The organism is Shewanella sp. HL-SH5, from assembly GCF_051163755.1.
Lineage (GTDB): Bacteria > Pseudomonadota > Gammaproteobacteria > Enterobacterales > Shewanellaceae > Shewanella > Shewanella glacialimarina.
In genome coordinates this window covers 580,739-603,081 of record NZ_CP195038.1, presented here as the reverse complement: position 1 = coordinate 603,081, position 22,343 = coordinate 580,739, and the positions used below count along the sequence as shown (strand labels likewise).

General features: G+C 41.6%; 15 protein-coding genes. 6 read left to right on the top strand and 9 right to left on the bottom strand.

The genetic code is table 11. The features are described from left to right. Positions 1-52: 52 nt before the first annotated feature. Together ACRWQM_RS02495 and ACRWQM_RS02490 are read right to left on the bottom strand one after the other, a co-directional pair. Positions 53-718 (bottom strand): thiopurine S-methyltransferase, encoded by a 666-nt coding sequence (locus ACRWQM_RS02495; protein ID WP_434931159.1) that lies wholly within the window; start codon positions 716-718, stop codon positions 53-55. Between the two features lie 76 nt (positions 719-794). Next, positions 795-1,151, bottom strand: a complete 357-nt coding sequence (locus ACRWQM_RS02490) for a hypothetical protein (protein ID WP_226413181.1) — start codon at positions 1,149-1,151, stop codon at positions 795-797. Positions 1,152-1,324: 173 nt separating this feature from the next. Between ACRWQM_RS02490 and ACRWQM_RS02485 the strand changes: the two genes are divergently transcribed. Further along, entirely contained in the window at positions 1,325-3,133 is a 1,809-nt protein-coding gene (locus tag ACRWQM_RS02485; protein ID WP_434927219.1) for a protein kinase domain-containing protein, read from the top strand. A 58-nt stretch (positions 3,134-3,191) separates the two neighbouring features. Here the strand turns inward: ACRWQM_RS02485 and ACRWQM_RS02480 are convergent, their stop codons facing one another. Further along, the gene (locus ACRWQM_RS02480) at positions 3,192-5,591 is read right to left on the bottom strand and encodes a zinc-dependent metalloprotease (RefSeq protein WP_434931158.1); all 2,400 of its coding nucleotides are present in this window, start codon (positions 5,589-5,591) and stop codon (positions 3,192-3,194) included. Between the two features lie 66 nt (positions 5,592-5,657). Beyond that, the gene (locus ACRWQM_RS02475) at positions 5,658-9,368 is read right to left on the bottom strand and encodes a response regulator (RefSeq protein WP_434927221.1); all 3,711 of its coding nucleotides are present in this window, start codon (positions 9,366-9,368) and stop codon (positions 5,658-5,660) included. An 885-nt stretch (positions 9,369-10,253) separates the two neighbouring features. Here ACRWQM_RS02475 and ACRWQM_RS02470 point away from each other — a divergent pair. Beyond that, positions 10,254-12,005: a lysophospholipid acyltransferase family protein gene (locus ACRWQM_RS02470; RefSeq protein WP_434931157.1), complete on the top strand. Its 1,752-nt coding sequence runs from the start codon at positions 10,254-10,256 to the stop codon at positions 12,003-12,005. Positions 12,006-12,111: 106 nt separating this feature from the next. Here ACRWQM_RS02470 and ACRWQM_RS02465 read toward each other — a convergent pair whose 3' ends face one another. After that, positions 12,112-12,618, bottom strand: a complete 507-nt coding sequence (locus tag ACRWQM_RS02465; protein ID WP_434931156.1) for a hypothetical protein — start codon at positions 12,616-12,618, stop codon at positions 12,112-12,114. A gap of 239 nt (positions 12,619-12,857) precedes the next feature. Here ACRWQM_RS02465 and rapA point away from each other — a divergent pair, with 239 nt between their 5' ends. Together rapA and ACRWQM_RS02455 are read left to right on the top strand one after the other, a co-directional pair. Further along, on the top strand, positions 12,858-15,761 hold the full coding sequence (gene rapA / locus ACRWQM_RS02460; RefSeq protein ID WP_434931155.1) for an RNA polymerase-associated protein RapA: 2,904 nt from the start codon (positions 12,858-12,860) through the stop codon (positions 15,759-15,761). Between the two features lie 211 nt (positions 15,762-15,972). After that, on the top strand, positions 15,973-16,791 hold the full coding sequence (locus ACRWQM_RS02455) for a DUF3530 family protein (RefSeq protein WP_434931154.1): 819 nt from the start codon (positions 15,973-15,975) through the stop codon (positions 16,789-16,791). Between the two features lie 34 nt (positions 16,792-16,825). On the opposite strand, the gene ACRWQM_RS02450 is transcribed toward ACRWQM_RS02455, so the two are convergent. After that, positions 16,826-17,632, bottom strand: a complete 807-nt coding sequence (locus tag ACRWQM_RS02450) for a crotonase/enoyl-CoA hydratase family protein (RefSeq protein WP_434931152.1) — start codon at positions 17,630-17,632, stop codon at positions 16,826-16,828. 369 nt (positions 17,633-18,001) lie between these two features. Between ACRWQM_RS02450 and ACRWQM_RS02445 the strand changes: the two genes are divergently transcribed. Both ACRWQM_RS02445 and ACRWQM_RS02440 read left to right on the top strand, forming a co-directional pair. After that, positions 18,002-18,997 (top strand): response regulator, encoded by a 996-nt coding sequence (locus tag ACRWQM_RS02445; protein ID WP_434927227.1) that lies wholly within the window; start codon positions 18,002-18,004, stop codon positions 18,995-18,997. An 18-nt stretch (positions 18,998-19,015) separates the two neighbouring features. Beyond that, positions 19,016-19,981, top strand: coding sequence for a diguanylate cyclase (locus ACRWQM_RS02440; RefSeq protein ID WP_434931151.1), 966 nt, complete (start codon positions 19,016-19,018; stop codon positions 19,979-19,981). A gap of 161 nt (positions 19,982-20,142) precedes the next feature. On the opposite strand, the gene rraB is transcribed toward ACRWQM_RS02440, so the two are convergent. The 3 genes from rraB to ACRWQM_RS02425 form a co-directional block, all read right to left on the bottom strand. Continuing rightward, a complete protein-coding gene (gene rraB / locus ACRWQM_RS02435; RefSeq protein ID WP_434931150.1) occupies positions 20,143-20,589 on the bottom strand; it encodes a ribonuclease E inhibitor RraB in 447 nt (148 codons plus the stop codon). Positions 20,590-20,648: 59 nt separating this feature from the next. Then, a complete protein-coding gene (locus ACRWQM_RS02430; RefSeq protein WP_434931149.1) occupies positions 20,649-21,383 on the bottom strand; it encodes a 1-acylglycerol-3-phosphate O-acyltransferase in 735 nt (244 codons plus the stop codon). 175 nt (positions 21,384-21,558) lie between these two features. Then, the gene (locus ACRWQM_RS02425; RefSeq protein ID WP_434931148.1) at positions 21,559-22,341 is read right to left on the bottom strand and encodes a metal ABC transporter permease; all 783 of its coding nucleotides are present in this window, start codon (positions 22,339-22,341) and stop codon (positions 21,559-21,561) included. Between the last annotated feature and the right edge of the window lie 2 nt (positions 22,342-22,343).

Sequence of the window (22,343 nt, the reverse complement as noted above, 5' to 3'; positions counted from 1 at the left end):
TAACATTAAGGCGACCTTATGGTCGCCTTTTTATTTAAGCTAGTTGTAAACTCTATATCACTTTTTTGCGGGTTAACTTATATGCTGCTTCGTTTAACCATGGGACCTGTTTATTCACAAATCTTGGGTTATCAGCAAGCACATCTTCACAAGCAAGTAAGGTCACCTCAAAATACGGCGATAAATATTGCTCAACCCAGTCAGGACTCACTGCAAATGGCGGACCTTTAAGCGTGTCTTGAGGATAGTCTAGTGTAATTAATAACCCGGATATATCTACGGGAATCAGCTTAGCAAGTGTTTGTGCATACTGTTGGCGCATATCTTCTGGCCAAGCAATTAACGCCGCTCGATCATAAAAGCCGCCAATATCTGTCGTGACACTTGGGTCTAAAGCAAAAATATCACCTTGAATTAACTGAATTTGATCGGCTGCATAAAATTGATGTTGGGTATGCTGCTGAACTTGAAATGGGAGTTGGTTGTCATTAAAAAATTGTTCAATAGCCGTTTGACTTAACTCACACCCCTGCACTTGATGACCCAATTCAGCTAAATAGCACATGTCTAAGGATTTACCACATAGCGGCACAAAAATTTTACTCATGGGCACTAAATTCAACTCAGACCAAAAACGAATCAATAACGGATTCACTTGTGGTTGGTGAAAACCTATCTGTTGCATCTGCCATTTTTCATGCCAAAATTGAGGTTCCATTTTAAATCTCTCCAACGAATTTAACTGCAGCCCACTGTATAAGCTTGTATCAACAGAAGCAACTGCAATCCAGCCACTATTCGTTAGATAAATCCCCCTTAAGAACCAATTGAACTTTACGCAACCACACACAATTCTCACATTGACAGTTACGGCGAGATAAATGGTGTGGGGACAAACTTGAATCGACAAAATCAACTGCGACCAGTAATTGTTGCTTTAAATCATCGACAGATTTTTGCTCCATCGCAACCATCTCATCATTATGATTAATCCAGACACACTCTTCCCCTTGATGGCAGGTAATACATTGCTCGTCCGCTGCATTGAAAAATACCGCATGGGGACAATGTGTCACTTCCATAGATTGCAGTATACGTAGTCGAGGAAAGTCAAACAGTTGAATTAAATCCGCTTTTTTTATATTTGGCATAACGTGTTCCCTATAAAAGCGATTGCTAAATCTCTGTTAATCTTACCGACTCAAGGACAAAAGTAAGTTGATACAGGTCAAGGTTTACTTAACCGATAAAATTAGTTAGGAAGCGCTTGAAGTCAGGCTGAGATAAGGCTTAAATAACCTAAGCAGTTTTAAGGGGATATCATTTGCAAACGCCACAACTACAACACTTTTATATTAATGAAGAGCAATCTATTTATTTGCTTAAGGCGAATGATGCCCGCAAACATAAAGCCTGGGTCAGATTATGTAAGCAGCAGCTAATCAAGCTTGGCTACTCAACAATAGAATTTATTGGTAAAGGTGCTTATGGCTTTGTATTTGCAGGAATAAACAGTGTGGGTGATTCACACGTGTTTAAATTTTCCCGTCTGACGTTACCGCAAAATATTCAAGACAGGCTCGAAGAAGAAGCCTATATGCTTAGTCTAGTTAAACATCCTAATGTGCCCGCCGCAATCAAGTTTGAACGCGTAGGCAAGCAAGGTATTTTAGTGATGGAACGCGCTAAAGGAGAAGATTTAGATAAAATTTGCCTACGCATGGGGGCATTGCCAGCATCAATGATAGTCAGCATAGCCCGCCAGCTTGCCAATATTTTGTATTATCTACGCAAAGGCAAACCCTTTGTCCACGGTGATATTAAACCATCGAATTTAGTGTATGACATTGAAAGTGATAACCTGTCGCTAATTGATTGGGGCTCGGCTGTATTTGCACAGCGCGATGAATTTAATCGTCCTGTGGATGATAATGTGATGTCGCTAATGTCTAGCGATCAGCACCAGACAAATGCCCGCATGGGTGATGTCTACTTTATCGGCGAAGACCAGCTCAGTGGCGCGCTTTCTTCAGCACGATTTGATGAACAAGGTGTGGCGGGCACCTTATATGCACTTGCTTCAGGGCAAAGCAGTCGCTTTGGCACTAAAGTTATCCCCGCCACAAGTATTGGTCTGCCGATTGAGCTAGCGAAAACCTTAGACGGCATGTTAAGCAACGATCCTGTGATGAGAGCCCGTGCTGGCGATTACTTTTTAAAAAGTATGCGTCACAACCATCGTATGCACTTACCCAATATTCCATATCTGCCAACTAAATCTGAAATTCCGGTTTGGCTTCAACCACGCCCAAGAGTAATTGAAACCGTCAGCTATAGCTCGCGTAAATCATTTTTAAAAGAACATAATAGCCATGAACACATTGCAGATATTGACGATGTGCAGGTCGATAAATACTATCGAAATTTTATGGTTGGCATGGCAGATACTGAAAAAGGATTTATTGCGGCTGTCGGGCGTTTGGCTCAATACTCAATCGTCGGTGGACTGGCAATACACTGGCAGCCAACGGGGGTTTACATTGATTCAAACTTAGCAACCTATGACCCTAGTCATAAAACTGCGTTAACACTTGCGGTGAATAACATGGTCACTATGGCGCGGGGCATTAAACGTATTGGGGTATTTAAAGCCTGCTTTTTTAATGCCAAAGACACACTGCATATCGAACGTAGTAATCCTGAAATGCCCTTTGAAATAACAGGTGAAATGCAATTACCTTTTGAAGTTGGTGATGTGCCCTTACTGGAGGATAAATCTCGTCTGCATTCCTATTTTGAAGATGGTAAAGATCCAGAAGAAAACCTCGAACTTCCCGCAGAAATAATGACAGAATTAGGCTGGCTCAACCAAATTCATCACACTGGCTGTATTATTTTTGAAGCACTTCCGACTCACTTAAAAATCCATAGCTATTTACGACTACTTAATCCACGCAAACAAGCTGCATTCAGGGCTTCGCTCGATAGAATTATTGCTAATGCAGATAAAATTCAAGGTCATGGGATCAGTGGTTTTATGAAGTTACCTTATAAGAATACCCGTCAGTTTTCACATTTAGATAAGAAACCTGACCTGTTTTACCCTAAAAACCCCAAGGAACTGACCACATAAAAAAGCCCTGAAGATATCTTCAGGGCTTTTACGTTAAGCAACTAAGCTAACAGGAAGGTTAGATAGGTGAGCCAGGCGGCATAATAAGTGGCTTAGCAATTAATTTGTATTCCGGTGTTTGCAGGCTTTTCTCAATACCTTGATATAGCCAATCGAAATGCGCTGCTTGATACTCACTTGCACGGGTACTACGGCGCTTTAATTGCTTCACGGTAAAGCCGAGTTTAGCGAATAACTGGGCTTTAACTTCACTGGCAGTATCTTGGTGATGATATGCAGCTAACATGCCTTCAACCACAACGGCATTGACCCGCATATTAATGCCTAACTGTGTTTCCCGTGACAACTCTTGATATACGGTTGCCCCTATAAGCTTATCTAATATATCTACCACAGAGAGCTGTTCAGTATCTTGCATATAAGCTTGGTTAACACGATTTAGTCGCTCTGGTGACAATAACTGCGCCACAATATGCCGACTCATGACTTCTGCCATCCCTAATGGATCGCTCACAACACCCATATTGCCATTAAAGCTTTCACGGGTTTTACGATAATTTCCAGCTTTGGGTACTAAAGCGTGCAGTACATTATCAGGTATCGCTAAACTTTGGGGCGATAAGCCTGCTACTAATGCATCCAGCGCAGCATGTTGCTTTGCTGGCGCCGCAAAAAACCAGCGCAGCCCTGAGCCTAATTGCTGGTAGTTATAATCAGTGCCGCCAATCCATTTAGCCGCCGCTTCTATCTGATAACGGGTTAATAAATACATAGGCACAAACACATCTGCCAACTCACCTTTAGGCTCATCTTTAAGTAACGCCTCGCCATTAAACTGGGTAATAGCATGGCGACGCACGGCTTCTAAGCGAGACAATTCTGCAATAGCATCATTGCCGTTATCCCACAGACTTGCATAAATATGACTTGCGCCGCTTCCACGAGAGTCCGCTTCGCCAATATACCGATAGCCTTTAGTTAACGCTTGATTAAGCAGTTGCTCTTGATTAGCCGCAGCACCATAGCCAAACGCGACGGTATATTTATCCCACTCGCCTATGCCCTCTGAATACGGGTTATCAATCGCGATGGCGTTATTTTCTAAACGCACATATGGGTGGGGATAATCCATCACCGACGCATTATCATTCGTTGATGCGGCAAAGTTATGATCAAAGCCTAATGTGTGGCCAATTTCATGGGCCGACAATTGACGAATTCGCGCTAAAGAAAGTGCCATAGCAGCATCTGCAGCAGCTTGTCTATCTGACCAGTCGGCGGTTAACCCTCTGGCAATAAGGTGATCTTGCTTAACCCTTAAACTACCTAAAGTGACATGACCCTTAATAATTTCACCGGTACGCGGATCGGTGACGGCTGCCCCATATGACCAACCACGCGTGGCGCGATGCACCCATTGGATCATGTTATAACGCACATCTTGAGGATCCGCGCCCTCTGGTAGCATCGCCACTTTAAAACCATTAATAAAACCAGCTTCATTAAAAGCTTCTTCCCACCAGCGCGCACCCTCTAATAATGCAGTTCTAATCGGTTCAGGCACACCTGGGTCAAGGTAATAAGTAATGGGTTTAATGACTTCACTGGGGGCATCGCCTGGCGTCACTTTCTCAAGGCGGTGACGTAATAAGTAGCGCTGCACCAACGGCTCATCTACCTTAACGGAGTAATCTGCATACTCGTCAGATAAATAACCACTCATAGGATGATATGCGCGGGCTTGGTAACCCGCTTCGGGCAGCTGAATAAATGAGTAACGCATCCGCACCGACATAAACTTACCATCGGGGGTAACCTCGGCAACTTGCTCGCCAGCTTGTTGAGCTTTAAAAGTCAGGTTAACGTCAACATCGGCATTTTGTGCAAAGGATTTTATATTATCGGGCATGATCACCGACAACTGGCTATCAAGGCTGTAAGCACCTTGTTCTGTGTCGGCTAATACATCCGATACGCCGTGTAAGTCGTTAATGACCAGATCATTAATCGACACTAACGCTTTTTTGCCTGGCAGTAATTTTCCACGCCACAAAATAGATTCAGCAAAGGCCTGTTTGACAGACTGCTGCTCGGCGACATTATCGCTACTGGCTCGAAAGTAAGTATTCAATTGTTTTAATACAATATAGGGACCATGCTGCTCAAATTGCACCATACGAGTGCGGCCAAGCTGGCCTCTATCCAAACCAATGTCGTTTGAACCAACCCCATGGGGCAAACTGGTTAACAGTAAAAAAGGCTGATTTAACTTGTTGGCTTGTAAATACAACTGACCGTCGGTGCTATCGTAATAAAAATTAACAAAACCTTGAGCTACTTGGCTTTGCTTAATGACTGTTTCGGCCGTCGCAGCCAATGCTGGACTAGATAAAGTTGTTAGCGATAATGTAGGGCTGATGGCAAGCATTATCGCCAATGAAAGATGGCGTCGATTCATGTCAAATTCCTTGTAAAAATCCTTTAAAAAAAACATGCAATCCGTTGCTACTCAATACACGCCAGATCACATCTTATTGTTATTATTCTTATATTCAATCCAGTGAGATAAGGTATCGAATAACTCATTCAATACGATTGGTTTGGTAATATGGGCATTCATGCCAGCCGCTAAGCTTTTTTCACGGTCACCCGACATCGCATGTGCCGTCATTGCAATAATCGGTAATTGTTCCGGACTGTAACGTTTACGCAGCTCTTTTGAAGCGGTTAAACCATCCATAACGGGCATTTGAATATCCATTAATACGGCGTCAAATGCTCGGGTATCAATTAAATCTAATGCTATTTGGCCATTGTCCGCCATCACCACTTCATAACCCGCACTTTTTAATAATTCTGATGCCACTTGCTGGTTAATAAAGTTATCCTCAACTAACAACACTAATCCTGATTGTTGTTCTTGAATATCTTCTTTGGGAACAGACTGTACATTGAGTTTTGGTTCTTTGGCAAACGCCCCAATAATTTCATCAAACAAGACTGATGCCTTAAAGGGCTTTTGTAAAATGGCATGTACATTTCTATCGGCAACATCCTTGGTTAGAGGTTCTGCACTGTAGGCTGTCATCAATATGATCACAGGACGTTTTGCTAAGCGCCCATCTGCCACCATTTCATCAACTTTAGTTAGTACTTCCAACCCGCCCATTTCAGGCATCATCCAATCCAATAAAATCAGATCCACAGGTTGTCTAGCCAAACAATCTAATGCTTGCTGTCCACTTGAAGCGGTGCGAACACCAAAGCTGAAGTCTTTCATTAATGCTGAGTAAATTTGCAATGCGCTGGGGTTATCATCGACTACTAATGTGGTTAAATTATTCAACTGTTCAGGTACTATTAACGGCTCGACGATGTTTTCTTCAGCAATTTCAAAACTAATGGTAAAGCTGAAAATACTGCCTTGATCCACTTCTGACGATACCTGCATAGTACCGCCCATCATAGAAACAAGGTGTTTGCTGATCGACAAACCTAATCCGGTGCCACCATATTTTCGGGTAGTTGAACCATCGGCCTGGGCAAATGCATCAAATAGTTTTGATTGCTGTTCTTTACTAATGCCTATTCCAGTGTCTCGAACCCAGAACTTCAAGGTAATGCGATGATCACGCTCGCCAACATCTTCACAGCCCAGCTCAATTTCACCATTTTGGGTAAATTTAACCGCATTTGATAATAAGTTAACTAATATCTGCCCCAGACGCAGTGGATCTCCATTTAGAATAAGTCCAGCGGTAACAGGTGCATAGAGTAATAATTCAACGCCTTTTTCTTGTGCTTTAATGGCATTCATATCCAGCACATGATCCAGTACCTTGTCTAACGGAAACGCGACTCGCTCTAGCTCTAACTTACCGGCTTCGATTTTAGAAAAATCGAGAATATCATTGATAATTCGTAACAAAGATTGAGCCGAGAAGCCCGCTTTACTGAGATAATCTTCTTGCTGTATGGTCAGGCTAGTACGTTGTGCTAGCTGTAACATACCAATAATTGCGTTCATTGGGGTGCGAATTTCATGGCTCATGTTAGCCAAAAATTCACTTTTATACATGTTAGCTAATTCAGCATCTTGCTTAGCTTCCAGCAAGGCCACTTCATTACTTTTTTGACGGGTGATATCTTTGTGAGTACCGAGCATACGTTTAGTTTGGCCAGACTCCAAAAACTCTACCGCACGACCACGTGATAACAACCAATGGTATTCACCCAGCTTACCTTTCATCCTAAATTCAATTTCATAGGCATCGGTAGGGTCAAGTAAGTATTGGCTACGATATTCCTGCACACGGTCACGGTCATCTGGATGAGTCAATCCGTCAATGGATGATAATAAAGCAGGGAACTCATTGGGTTCATAGCCCAACATAGAATAAAATGCTGGGTTACAAATAATTTGTTCTGAGTCGATATACCAATCCCACAAACCATCTTCAACCGCATCCATCGCCATGTGATAACGCTCTTCTGATAAGCGTAATTGCTCTGCTGATTCATACTCGCGGGTAATATCTCGCCAAATAGAAATCAGACCCAGCAATTCATTGCGACGATTGTAAAATGGCAGTTTAAAGGCATTCAATAGTACCGGTTTTCCGGCTATTTCAATTCGCTCTTTATATTGCAGTGGTTTTTTGTCGTCTAAGATTTTTTTATCTTCGGCTAAAATGCGCTTACCTTGTTCTGGACTAGTAAAATCACAGGTAGTTAAGCCAATAATATCACTTTCATTCACACCTAACATACGCTCGGCTGACTTGTTACAGCCAAGATACTTACCTTCTTTGTCTTTAAAGACAATGGCTTCTGGCAATGAATCAATAAGCGACCTTAATAAGGCAAATTCACGTTCACGGCGCTCAGTGGTATCACGTAAACGCTGAGTACGGCTGGCGACTAAGTTATCGAGACGTTTATTTTGCTCAGCAAGATGGCGCGTGTATTGTTTGTTTTCTTCAAAAATACGACTGACCAGTAAAAACCACGGCTCCCACCCAGGACTGATGACTTCTGGAGGCTGTATCGGTGACTGGGAACACGCCTCTAAATGGGTCAGTAACTTTGATGCAGGGCTAACGAACGCACGGCGGGTTTGCCAATGCACAATGGTCACTAGCACCGAAAGCGCTAACACAACCAGGATAAAAGTCAGTTGTAACTTTTCCCATGAATCTTGAAAAAGCGCGCCTTCCTCTTGAATATACAATAATCGCCACGGCGCATTATGCAATGCAACAGAATGAATATAATGATTATTACGTAATATGCCTTCATGGGCGTCAAACAATTCAGATTCAGATAACGAATGTAATTCTGCCGGAATACGTTGGCTGATATGGTACACACGATTCATTTCATTGGAGTCAAAATCGCTATGGGACAAAATATTATTTTGTTGATCTAATAAAATAACCGTACCAGGCATTTTAAAATAAGTACGTATTTGTTTCGCCAATGAAGCTAAGGTCATGTCGAGGTTAATCGTGCCGATAAACTCATCTTCAAGATAAACCGGTAACCCTAAGGTGGTTAGTAAGCCTTCCTGGACACCATCAACATATGCCGGACTCCAAAAAGCATTTCGTTGTGGATTTAATTCTGGTGTGGCTAATTGAAATTGCTGCTTATTAAGCTGCTCTTCCCTGAAGCGTTGATCAGAACTGCTCCAAGGAAAGTACGACATCATTTTTCGCTTAGATACATAATAAATAGACGAAGCTTTTGGTGCGGCTTCTTTAGCGACGGGAAATGATAGCGATAGCTCAAACAGCATTTCTAATTCTTGATAAAACTTTTCACTGCGACCATCAAGCGAGCCCATGCCTGTGATGCGTCCCATATTGGTAAAGGGTTCACCACTTTTAACATAGTTAGGTTCTAAACTAAAAAACTGTCCATCGGCATTGAATTTTTCATATTGAGGTAAGCGATCTTTGCGCACTTGCTCGCCTAGGCGGAGATGATCAACCGCCACATCTCGTAAGCTTTTTACCGCACGAATACTGGACTCTAATAATAAATCGATTTGCAACACATGCCGTGCAACTTGATCTTCACGCTGTTCAATTTGCACCTCTTTCTGGCGTTCATAAAAAATGGCCGCAGAAATAAGTGACATGACAATCACACCAATATAAGTGTAAAAAACCGCGCGATTATAATTACGTTGAATAGGTGATTTTAGCTGTAAATCAGGCTCTGTTGGTTTCATTCCGTACCTTTGGTGACAGCGCACCCTTTGCGGTAGCAAAAGTGTCGGCGCATCATAATATTAGGTTAATGCGCGCAATAAATAAGACAAAGGCCATATTATCAGGAACATAATCTCAATCACATGAATAAATCTAAATCGGTTTTTTATGACATCTGTTAGCGGCACTCATTACTGGCTCATCAGGGTATTACCCCACAGTGCCAAGCGAAGTCAAAAAACGAATAAAAAACTATAAGAAATTGATATATAACTACATAATAAAGCTAGCACTATGGGTCGTTTAGCCTTGTTAAGTTAACTCGCTGATAATATTTATATGGTTCAAGTCTGTGAACTGGGTGAATCTATAAAGTATGACATCCGATGATTGTTAATGACGAGCCCGATATTCACCTTTATGAATAGTTATTGAAATTATTAGCAACTTTCACAGGTCTTATTAGTGATTTGCTTAATAACATTAAAGTTAAACTTATCTGTTACACCAAGGACATTGCCAACCTTCATTTATTTTAAGCTGCAATTGTGCAGTTTTTTGATCAGTGTGCGCTCAGAATAAAGACAGACGTTTGCAGCGATGATAATCATGCTGATGAAGGTAAATACATGAGAAAGCTGCATATTGGTTTACACCTAAAAGTGAAGTTCTCAAAAAAGAGGGTTGTCAAAGAAATGTCTCTATTTCAAACGATGGCTCAATTTTTTTAACAATAACTCGATGTTATTCAAACATATCTTTATAGTAAATAACTTAAATCAACCCAGTGTTGTAATCCGTTAGCTTAAATACGGACCTAGTTGCGCAAGAGGTACCCGCCAACTACAGCAGCATAAAACACTGCTTGATGCTCAATTAATCTTGTTACAGGGTTTAACCAAAATATGCCGCAGTTGAGTCTTAACAATCTGTTACCGAAAAAGCCTCGTAGTTTTTTTTCAAAATTATTGATAACCCTAGTCGATTACCTTTTAGGCATTAGCCAATTAAATCGTGTTTATCAAGATTCGGGATTGAAAGGACTAGAGAAAAAAGCCTTTGCAACGCGCTTTGTTGATGTATTTGAGTTAACAGTAAAAAGCCAAACCAATTTACCTCAGCTTATCCCACAAAAGGGAGCCGCTATTGTGGTGGCGAATCACCCCTATGGCGGAATTGAAGGCGTTATTTTGGCTTTTTTATTATCTTCAGTGCGGGGTGATGTCAAAATACTCGCTAATCAAGCATTGAAAATCATTCCAGAATTAGCCGACTTCTTTATTTTTACCAACCCACTTGTTCCTGGTGCGAAAGGCAATGCTAAATCGCTAAGAGCCTGCAAAGACCACTTGGCCCAGGGCGGCTTATTAGTGCTGTTTCCAGCAGGACGGGTCAGTTATCCCGGTCGTGATGGTCAGGTGACAGATCACCAATGGCATCGAATAGTGGGCGCGCTAACCTCTTTCACCCAAGCACCTTTAATCCCCTGTTTTATTTCAGGAAAAAATAGCGACTTTTTCTATTTCATGGGCAAGATATACTTTCGTTTTAGAATGTTATTACTGATCAGAGAAATGCTAAACAGCAAAGGAAAAACCGTTGAGGTCACTTTTGGCCAAGCCACATTATTGCCATCTTTACCTGAGAAAACCCAAATGACGACTGATATTGCCCGTTTACTGACATACTTGCATGCCCCTGAGTACCAACACCAATGGCCGGTATGCAAGGCACCTGAAATGTTACCTCTTGCAGCCTCGCAATTACCGCACAATCTAGACAACGAAATAAGCCAACTTCCGCAAGATCAGTGCTTACTCCAGTATAAGTATTTTAAAGTGTACTACGCATCTCGCGCCCAATGTCCTGCTGTCATTGAAGACATTCGTCGCTTACGGGAGGAAAACTTCAGACAGTTTGATGAAGGCAGTGGCTTACCCCAGGACGGTGACGCATTCGATGACACTTATACTCATTTATTTGTTTACGACACTCAAAATCAGGCAATTACTGGTGCATATCGCATGGGGCAAACCGATAATTTACTCGCACAGGGCGGTGTATCTCAACTGTATTTAAACCGTATGTTTGACTTTAGCGCTGAATTTATCAATCAACAACAGCCCTGTCTTGAAATGGGTCGATCATTTGTAGTTGCCAGTCATCAGCGTAGCTTTCATGGTTTACTATTATTGTTTAAGGGCATTGGCGCGTTTGTGTGCAAGTTCCCACAATATCGCACCTTATACGGCACAGTGTCTTTAAGTAAGCAATACACGCCTATGAGTGTGCGGTTAATTGAACAATTTTTGGTGACCTCATCTTCAGACGTTAAGCCCAAGAAACAGTTCGATATTACTGTGCCAAATGATGTTAAGCAGTATTTAGCCAGCTACCCTGCCGATATCGAGATTTTAGAGTTATTGGTCAAGCAAATTGAACCTGACGGTAAAGGGTTGCCGGTATTGGTAAAGCTATATCACCAATTGGGTGCTAAGTTTTACTGTGTGAGTATCGACCCCAACTTTGCCGAAACACCGGGGCTATTGCTTAGTGTAGACTTGCCTCACGCACCTGAACGTTTACTAAAACTGTATCTAGGGCAAGGGGCAGAGGGTTATCTACAACATGATGTTCATACATCACAGGCACAATGACCTCGAACTTAGTGAAGTAAACACCTAAGCAAACAGCCATCGTCTAGCCAATTCTTAAACTAAGGATAAAAAAAGACTTCATACCCGCTTTTAGTGATAAACCAGCTTAATGTGCACATTGTTTTCGATTAAAACTCGCAGTTGAAGGAGCCAAGCCAAATTCAGCATGGGTTTTACCACCGATTAACTGAAATATCAGTTTTAAGGTTGAATAGTGATGAATGGCATGACTACAGGCAAACATAAGTTCTCTGGCTAAAGTACTCTCTACTTCAATGATATGAGTTTGATTGATACCAATATCAGAATGAACCCGCACCACTTGACTAATATCCGCTTCAGTAAGCGCTAGCATCCACTGCTTTATATTATTAAATTGATTCAATGCCTCGGGCAATGAGGTTTCAACCAGTGAGCCTCTTCGACGATTTTCATAATCTACTATGCCCGTTTCAAGACAATTCTGTAACGACATAAAATGATCTAAAATATGTCTAACATGATCACCTATGCTGCTGGGCAAACCATCAGCCAACTTACAATAGTCTCTTTGCTGCAATTGCGTTAAAAATGAAACACCTTGATCTAGCGTTGAAATATAGTGGCTTAACATTAAAAACCTAACCCTATCATTGGAATCTAAATGAATAGACCTTCATATGAGGTATTTAATTACAATGTTTTTACACTCTAGCACAATATACTCAAGCCACTTGAAAATGCTCGTTTCAGCGCTAACGTAGGATAATTTAAAAATATCTGTCTAATTAAGTGCTAAAATTTTAAATTTGGATGGGTTTGAGATAATATACGCCCCCTTTTTGTTTCCCGCTTTAAACATGAGAGTTGAAGATGCCGTTTGCTTTAGGTCAACGCTGGATCAGTGATACCGAGTCAGAACTAGGATTAGGCACAGTTGTGCAAGTTGAAGGCCGGATGGTCACATTATTATTTCCTGCTACTGGAGAGAACCGGATGTTCTCCCGTGCTGAAGCACCATTAACAAGGGTCATTTTTAATCCTGGCGATTGCATTGAAAGCGGCGATGGCTGGAAACTAACCGTTGAAGAAATTGAACAAAAAGATCAAATTATTATTTATCACGGGATCCACAGCGACACCCAAGAAAAGGTCAGTTTAAGAGAAACATTACTGAGCCATAATATTCGTTTTAATAAGCCACAAGACCGCTTGTTTGCCGGTCAAATTGATCGCTTAGAACGTTTTGGCGTGCGCTACCAATGTCAATTGTTACGTCACAAATTAGCCACTTCTGATTTACTCGGTTTACAAGGCCCTCGCGTAGGACTAATTGCACACCAGCAATGGATTGCCCATGAAGTGGGTCGCCGTTATGCGCCAAGAGTATTGCTTGCTGATGAAGTCGGCTTAGGTAAAACCATTGAAGCAGGGTTAATCATCCACCAACAATTACTAACCGGTCGTGCTGAACGCATTTTGGTGATAGTACCAGATACCTTGCGTCACCAATGGTTAGTGGAAATGTTGCGCCGCTTTAACCTCAGGTTTTCAGTATTTGATGAAGACCGCTGCGTTGAAGCCTATGCCGATAACGATAACCCTTTTTATACCGAGCAATTAGTGATTTGTTCGCTTGAGTTATTGCGTAAAAAGAAACGTCTTGATCAGGCATTAGATGCCGATTGGGATTTATTGGTGGTCGATGAAGCTCACCATTTAGAATGGTCAGAAGATGCACCAAGCCGTGCATATAAAATAGTTGAAGCACTCAGTGAAGTTGTACCTGGGGTTTTATTACTCACAGCAACACCGGATCAACTGGGTCACCAAAGTCACTTTGCTCGTTTACGTCTGCTCGATCCCGATCGTTTTTATGATTACGACGCTTTCCTAAGCGAAGAAAACAGCTATAAAGATGTTGCCGATGCAGCCCAAGCTTTGGCGTCTAATGATAATTTAAGCCAAGATGCAATCAACAGCTTAACTGAGTTATTGTCAGAAAAAGACATCGAGCCTAACATTCGATTAATTCAAGCAACTGATGTTGATGAAACACAACAACAAGAAGCCCGTGACGAGTTGTTACAAGAATTATTAGACCGTCATGGCACTGGCCGCGTACTGTACCGTAACAGCCGCGCCTCAGTAAAAGGCTTCCCACAGCGTCATTTTAATCCTTATCCGCAAACAATGCCGGAACAATATGTTACTGCTCAGCGCGTGAATGACATGATGGGCGGCGCTAAAACACCTGAAGCCAAGGCATTGCAGGCGTTAAGCCCTGAAAAGCTGTATCAAGCCTTTGAAAACGACAGCTCATGGTGGAAGTTTGACCCACGTGTTGACTGGTTAATTGATTTCCTCAAAAGTCACCGCAGTAAAAAAGTACTGATTATTGCCAGCTTAGCTGAAACTGCATTAAGCCTTGAAGAAGCCCTACGTACCCGTGAAGGCATTCAGGCAACAGTATTCCATGAAGGTATGTCAATTATTGAGCGCGATAAAGCCGGTGCTTACTTTGCCCAGGAAGACGGCGGTGCTCAGGCGCTTATTTGTTCTGAAATCGGATCTGAAGGACGCAACTTCCAATTTGCCAGTCATTTAGTGTTATTTGATTTACCGCTTAACCCAGATTTACTCGAGCAACGCATTGGCCGTTTAGATCGTATTGGGCAGAAGAATGACATTCAAATTCATTTGCCTTACTTAGCGGGAACAGCTCAGGAACGCCTGATGCGTTGGTATCACGATGGATTAAATTCATTTGAACTCACCTGCCCAAGTGGACATGTATTATTTAATCAGTTTGCTGAAGAGTTAACTCAAGTGTTGGCCAATGACGACGAAGAGGCACTTACACTGCTACTGAATCACACTAAGCAGCAATATCAGCAACTGAAAAAATCAATGGAACAAGGTCGAGATAAGCTATTAGAAATCAACTCACACGGTGGTGAGCGCGCTAATGCGTTGATTAAACGCCTAGCGGACAATGATAGCAGTACCGACCTTATTGGCAGTGTCATCCGCCTATGGGACATTATTGGCGTTGATCAAGAAGATTGCGGCGAAAACACTATTGTCTTGCGTCCAAGCGAGCACATGTTATATCCAACTTATCCAGGTTTACCTGAAGATGGTGTCACTGTGACGTTCGATCGTGAAACTGCATTGTCACGCGATGACATAGCCTTTATCTCGCAGGAACATCCTATCGTACAAACGGGTTTAGATTTAATTACCGGTTCAGAAACAGGCACAACCAGTGTTGCTGTATTAAAAAACAAAGCATTGCCTGCTGGAACCTTATTTCTAGAACTGATTTATATGGCCGATGCTTCGGCACCAAAATCGACTCAGTTATACCGTTATATGCCACCTACTCCTATCCGCATTTTACTGGATAAGAGTGGCAACAATATGTCGGACAAAGTCGATTATAAAAGCTTTGATAAACAACTTAGTGCAGTTAATCGTCATATTGCCAGCAAGCTTGTTAATGCTTCTCAGCCAATATTGCACCCTTTGTTTGCCCACGGTGAAGGCCATGCAAAAGCGGTGTTATCTGAATTAGTACTCAACGCTAAAGATAAAATGAGTCATCAGCTTGGTGGCGAGTTAAACCGTCTTGAGGCGCTTAAAGCGGTTAACCCTAATATCCGTGATGCTGAACTGGATTACATCCGTAACCAAATAGCAGAGTTGAATGAATATATTGATGACAGCCAGCTGCAACTTGATGCAATACGCATGGTATTAGTGAGCCACGTGTAAACACACCTAACACCTATTTAAATAAATCTATTTGAATAGGCATAGAAAAGAAGCACATGCCCCGTTAAAAGGCATGTGCTTCTTTTTTAAATCCATTAAGCTATTATTGGTATGACAAGTTTGTACCCTAGCTGGTTTATAACATAAATAAGAAGAGGTTAATTTGAGCTCATTACGTACTTGGTATTATTTATTGTTAAGCGTGTTGTTAATGTCCACAGCTGTTTTAGCGCAACCTTCATTTGCCCCAACTCCCGCCGCTGAAATAAAAAAAATCACCGTAGAAGCAAAAGAAATAGATGTATTAGTCAGACCCTGGAGTGGTAAACAGCAATTTGGCTTAGCTATCATCATAGGGCCGTCAGACAGCCAGGCAGAAAGCATGGGACTGGTGGGTTTTTTACGCCATGAACTCAATGCTAAGGGCTGGGCTACCATCAGTTTAACTCCACCGAGAGGGTTATATAGACCTAATTTCACCACAGAAAGTGAACAAATAAAAAAAGCCGGTGACGCGCAACTCAGCCTACCCGCACAACAAGCCGTACCTAAATATAACTCAGCACAACTCCTCGAATTACGTAATTTTCAGCAAGCTAACCTCACTGAAGCATTAAATCAATTAACCGCGATTGGCCAGCCATACCCAGGCGCAAAAATCATCATCGCTTTTGATGACAGTGCAGGCATGGTTACTCACTTACTTTTTGAAAAGAAAATACCAAGCCCTGAGCTGCTAATTTTAGTAAACCCCTACCGAGAGTATGAAGACTTAATAGAAGAGTCGAGTCAACGTAAACAAATAGCCGAACAATTGGTGATGATGTCTATTCCAGTGTTAGATTTAGTTTCACCTGACTCCCACCCCCTAGCACAAGCGAATGCACCTGCGCGCAAGCAATACAACCAAGTCAAACCCATTAAATACTATCGCCAGTATCAATTAGACTTAACTTTAGCTAACTCGAGTGGTTGGCAAGAAGCACTTGAACGAATTGAAGGATTTTCAAGAAGCGTTATCGGCCGATAACGCTTGTGGCAAATAATGGTGAGTGGAGCCGCTTCTACCACCATGGTTGACGAGGTTGATAAGATTTCTCAGGATTTTTAGTTTGACGAATTGCAGCGATAACACGGTTTTTTCCGATTAAAAGACGTATCTGACTTAACGACTCACGACTTAATAGCTGCCTAACCGATGCGCCCCAGCTACGATTAATACTGTGTTTAATTGCCGCTATGGCATCGGGTGATGTTTGCATAAATTGTGCAGCTAAAGCTTCAGCCCTTGCCATAGCATCCTCAGTCACCTCTGACACTAATCCATATTTTAAAGCATCATCTGCCGTGAGTATCTGTGCACTATAGGTTAACTGTAGCGCTTTATCTTTAGCCATAATGTGCCTTAAACTGGCAAGCCCTGCCATATCAGGCACCAATCCCCACTTAGCTTCCATAATAGAAAACTTTGCCGAAGGCTCTGCAATACGCATATCTGCACCTAATACAATTTGGGTCCCACCGCCAAAACAACAACCTTGAACAACTGCAATCACAGGTACGGGTAGTCTCTGCCAACCAATCGATACGCGTTGAGCTAAATTTGCATTACCTGGCAACCATTTAAACAATAGAGAAACAGCCTTCGATGGCTGCTTGGACAAACTTTTAACATCTAAACCTGAGCTGAAGTTACCTTGCGCGCCCGATAAGATAACAGCTTTAATGCTACGGTCTTTAGCAATACGCTTAATAGTATTATCAATAGCGACAAACATATCAAAATTTAATGCATTCATTTTGTCGGGACGATTAAGACAAACATAAGCAATCTGTTGTCTTATCTCGAAAGTCACTAAATCCTTTTCCATGAAACATTTCCTTACTGGTCAGTCCAGATTTTAGGTTAACATGTTTGTCGTGTATAACGAATAGATATAACATGTCGATTTATTGGCTAAGGTCAATAAGCCGACAGTCATTTACGTGCAACAAATAAGCCAGTTACCTTTTTGCAACATTTTTTCGGTAGCGTTGGTCAAAAAACTGCACTATATAATTATCTCGTCAAATGAACGTATGAAAACATTAATAATTTCGCATCTTGTTGACGAATATCCTAGAATAAAAGATAAAGTAGTAAAACGTCTTATATAATAAATAAACGCCCAGATTGTATTGCTGCCCACGTGATAATAAATACTTGCATCATCAAGGCAAAATAAGGACAACAAGTCAACATGACCATTCCTGTACTAATATGCGATGACTCTGCATTAGCAAGAAAACAGATGGCACGTACACTCCCAAAAGACTGGGATGTGGAAGTGACTTTTGCCAATAATGGCGCCGAAGGCATTGAAGCTATTCGCGCAGGAAAAGGCGAAATCGTTTTCCTTGATCTGAATATGCCGGTAATGGACGGCTATGAAGTATTGCAAATCGTTCAACAGCAGGACTTACCTGCATTAATCATTGTGGTTTCCGGTGACATTCAAATAAAAGCCCACGAGCGCGTTAAAGCCTTAGGTGCATTAGATTTTATCCAAAAACCCGTTAGCGCTGATGCTATCAGCAATATTTTACAAGAATACGGCATACTCACCCTTACTCAGGGTGCTGAAGCAGATATCCAGCCGATGGTTAAAGTCGACCTACGTGATGCTTGCCAAGAAATCGCTAACGTTGCTATGGGACGTGCAGCTGATTTACTGTCAAAATTGCTAGATGTTTTCGTGGTATTACCTATTCCTAACGTTAATGTGCTTGAAGTCAGTGAGCTGACAATGGCACTAAAGGCAACTGAAGACTCTTCATCGATATCAGCTCTTTGCCAGGGATTTATTGGGGCAGGTGTTGCTGGCGAAGCATTATTACTGTTTCATGATTCGAGTTTTGAAGATATGGCAAAACTGATGAAGATTAACGGTGAAGAAGAAACTCACACCGAAGTTGAAGTACTAATGGATACCGGCAATGTACTCATTGGTGCATTTTTAAGTGGTATATCTGAACAACTTGATATGAAGTTTAGCCAAAGCCACCCTATTGTATTAGGCCGCCACTGTACAGTTAACGACCTTATACATGCTAGTTCTGAAAAGTGGCAACGTACGCTTGCTATGGAAATTAATTATCGTATTGAAGATTACAATATCCAATGCGACTTGCTGCTACTGTTTACCGAAGATTCGATACCAACGCTGAATTTCAAGCTAGGTTATCTTCTCGATTAAAGGTTGGATATTGTTAATATGTCAAATGATCACGATGCGATGAACGAACTTCACTGGCTTATCGATATGGTACAAACCATTGATGTCGGCTTAATTGTGCTAGATCGTAATTACAATATACAATTGTGGAATGGGTTCATGGAAAACCATAGCGGCATTTCACCGAACTTTATTAAAGGCAAGAACCTGTTTACTGAGTTGCCGGAAGTGCCAGCTGACTGGTTAAAACAGAAAATGGAGTCGGTATTTTTGCTCAAAAACCGCACTTTCATCAGCTGGGAACAGCGGCCATACGTGTTTAAATTTAAAAACTATCGCCCCATCACGGGCCGTGCTGAATTCATGTACCAAAACATTACACTGCTGCCGCTCGCTTCACTGACAGGTAACATCACCCACATCAGTATCATTGTTTACGATGTAAGCGATGTCGCAGTAAATAGATTGCAGCTTAAAGCAATGAACCAGCAACTTGAAGAGTTGAGCCAAACAGATGGATTAACGCAATTACATAATCGTCGTCACTGGCAACACTGTATGGAACGTGAGTATGAACGTCATACCCGCTATCAAGATCACGCTACATTGGTGATGATCGATATTGACAACTTCAAAAGTGTAAATGACACATATGGGCACCCAGCGGGGGATAAAGTTATTCAGCATATTGCTCATTTACTAAAGCAGTCTTTACGTGAAACCGATTGTGCGGGCCGATATGGCGGAGAAGAATTTGCGATTGTATTAGCTAAAACAGGCTCAGCGGACGCATTGTATTTTACAGAAAGATTACGTAAAAAAATTGAAGCCTCTGAAATTATAAGTGATAACCGTATCATTAAGGTAACAGTAAGTCTGGGTATTAACGAAATTAAACCTGGTACGGAGAACAGCTCAATTTGGTTATCAGGTGCAGATAAAGCACTTTATACAGCCAAACAAAATGGTCGCAACCAAAGTGTAGTATTTACCGCTAATGAATAGGTTTCTGATAAACCAAGTTAATCAGCCCTTAAACATAAAAACCACTCATTAGAGTGGTTTTTATGTTTAAGACTAACGTCTGTCATTTCAATAGCGATTCATTTAAAAAGACCTTTCTAAACTGAATCCAACACTAATTTTGAAATAAAATTCAGCTGAACCTAGTGCTTTTTAACACTGTTATCATCATCTTCAAAGTCGTCTTCATAATCATCTTCGAAGTCGTCTTCGTCGTCATAATCATCGTCTTCGACATCACCGACAAAGTATGTACCCCAGCCGTCATAATCAACCTTTTGTTTAACAGCAATAGTAATCAGCTGTTCACAAGCTTGATCAAGTAAAGAAACCTCTAACTTATGATTTGAGATAGCATCAAAACAGAAGATAATTGATCCATCTTCTAATTCCATTTCCTCTGCATCATTAACTTCAAACCCCATTTTGAATGCTTCAACAGCTGCTTTTTCTAAACGGTCAAAATTATTTGATGAAAAATGATGTTCAATTGTGTATTCAGCATCAGGTTCAGAACCATCAGCAATAAGGTTCTCAACAATTTCGCGGTTTTCGGCTAACTGTTCTTTTAACTGACGTTCGATGGACATGAAGTACTCCAAATGACTTAAAAATAGATAAGGTAATAATCTGTGTATTATACGTTATCTTAAGCCGTAGGTTTAGCCATTAATTCGGCGGCTTCTAGATTTAACTCAGCCAAACGCTTAGCCATAATAGTATGTACTTGCACAGCAAAAAGCTTTGCGTCTGCTTTATCTACACCTTGGGTGGTAATTGGCGCCATCATTTCTACAATAACCACACCGTTGTTCCAACGATTTAGCTTAATATGTGCCTGACAAGAGGCTAATACTGGCACGACTGGCACTTGGGCTGCTATTGCAGTATGAAACGCCCCCACTTTAAGGGGAAGTAACCCTCTGCCTCGTGAACGGGTTCCTTCCGGAAAAATCCATACAGACAAATGCTTTTGTTGCATTTTTTTAACCGTTTTTGCCATAGTATCAAATGCACTAGAACGGTTTTTACGATCAATAAGAATATTACCCGTTAACCAGTAAATTTGCCCAAACAAGGGAACCCATGCCAAGCTTTTTTTGCCTAAACTCACCGTTGCTTTAGGCACTGCTGATGTTTGAGTAAACAGGTCGAAATTGTTTTGATGATTACCTAAATAGATATTCTGTTGATTAACCACGTCAGGTTGCACATGACGGGTGATCACCTTAATGCCGAGCACGGGTGATACTGAGGCAAAAATCCTAGCCAACACATGAACATTGTCACGGTGCATAGGACGAACGATACATAAAATAAGTACCAAAACAAAAGCAAGGCACAATAGTATGGCTAGTATTAACGTACGAGCGATTAGCAGCACAACAGACTCCTGCAGATTAATTGGCGACAGTATAACGATGCCAGCAAGTTGACTCAATCAATTTTGCATACATGTGTACGCTCAAAAAAGGCGAAACCGACGAAAACCGTCGATTTCGCCTAAAGATACAGACAATTTATGAACAACAAGTCTTTATAGATGAATAATAAATAATTTAATTCATCGCTGTAGGCGAGGTTTTATTGATTTGAGCAATGGCTAATCTAAATACCAAGGCGCTGATAGCTAGGGTGGCGACAATGGCCGCACCACTAGGTAGGTCATAACTGGCCGATAACCATAAACCACTCACATAACCAATAATACCGACCACATAAGCCAATACTAATCTAGCTTTACCTGAGTATTTATTCAGTGCGAGTGCCGGTAAAATTAACGAACTAAAGACTAAATAAACCCCCACAAGCTCAACAGACAAAGTAATTACAATCGCAAAGAGAAAGTAAAAACCAGCGCCTTCAAGTAAGTTAGGTCTAATCGCGATAGCGGCTAAAATAACTGCTGACACTGCAGCTGGTAAGATTAATTGTGACCAACTCACCCACAATATTTGACCTGACATCAACTGTTTTAACAGCTCAGCGCCGTGGGGATCATTGGCTAACAGCAACATAGCCCCAACTGCACTAAGCACATAAAAACACCCAATAAAAGCCTCAAGCTCACCTTCAAATTTACGTGCCATCCAGGCTATCACACCCGCACCAGCTAACGCGAACAGCGCCGGCATCCACACGTGTGAAAAAGGTATATTCTCAATATCGTGATCAATATGAGACACAATAGCACCAAGTGCGGCAACTTGAGCTATGGCTAAATCAATGAAGATTATGCCACGTTTTAACACTTGCCGACCTAATACCACATGAGTGGATAACACGAGTAAACCTGCCACTAAGGCAGGTAATAAAATGGAGGCAAGTTCGAAATCAAACATGA

Excerpts from the sequence above, each read along its gene's own strand:
- ACRWQM_RS02445 (WP_434927227.1), top strand. The coding sequence starts at position 18,002 with ATGACCATTCCTGTACTAATATGCGATGACTCTGCATTAGCAAGAAAA.
- ACRWQM_RS02450 (WP_434931152.1), bottom strand. The coding sequence starts at position 17,632 with ATGGAAAAGGATTTAGTGACTTTCGAGATAAGACAACAGATTGCTTAT.
- ACRWQM_RS02425 (WP_434931148.1), bottom strand. The coding sequence starts at position 22,341 with ATGTTTGATTTCGAACTTGCCTCCATTTTATTACCTGCCTTAGTGGCA.
- rapA (WP_434931155.1), top strand. The coding sequence starts at position 12,858 with ATGCCGTTTGCTTTAGGTCAACGCTGGATCAGTGATACCGAGTCAGAA.
- ACRWQM_RS02455 (WP_434931154.1), top strand. The coding sequence starts at position 15,973 with ATGTCCACAGCTGTTTTAGCGCAACCTTCATTTGCCCCAACTCCCGCC.
- ACRWQM_RS02490 (WP_226413181.1), bottom strand. The coding sequence starts at position 1,151 with ATGCCAAATATAAAAAAAGCGGATTTAATTCAACTGTTTGACTTTCCT.
- rraB (WP_434931150.1), bottom strand. The coding sequence starts at position 20,589 with ATGTCCATCGAACGTCAGTTAAAAGAACAGTTAGCCGAAAACCGCGAA.
- ACRWQM_RS02470 (WP_434931157.1), top strand. The coding sequence starts at position 10,254 with ATGCCGCAGTTGAGTCTTAACAATCTGTTACCGAAAAAGCCTCGTAGT.
- ACRWQM_RS02480 (WP_434931158.1), bottom strand. The coding sequence starts at position 5,591 with ATGAATCGACGCCATCTTTCATTGGCGATAATGCTTGCCATCAGCCCT.
- ACRWQM_RS02465 (WP_434931156.1), bottom strand. The coding sequence starts at position 12,618 with ATGTTAAGCCACTATATTTCAACGCTAGATCAAGGTGTTTCATTTTTA.
- ACRWQM_RS02495 (WP_434931159.1), bottom strand. The coding sequence starts at position 718 with ATGGAACCTCAATTTTGGCATGAAAAATGGCAGATGCAACAGATAGGT.
- ACRWQM_RS02440 (WP_434931151.1), top strand. The coding sequence starts at position 19,016 with ATGTCAAATGATCACGATGCGATGAACGAACTTCACTGGCTTATCGAT.
- ACRWQM_RS02475 (WP_434927221.1), bottom strand. The coding sequence starts at position 9,368 with ATGAAACCAACAGAGCCTGATTTACAGCTAAAATCACCTATTCAACGT.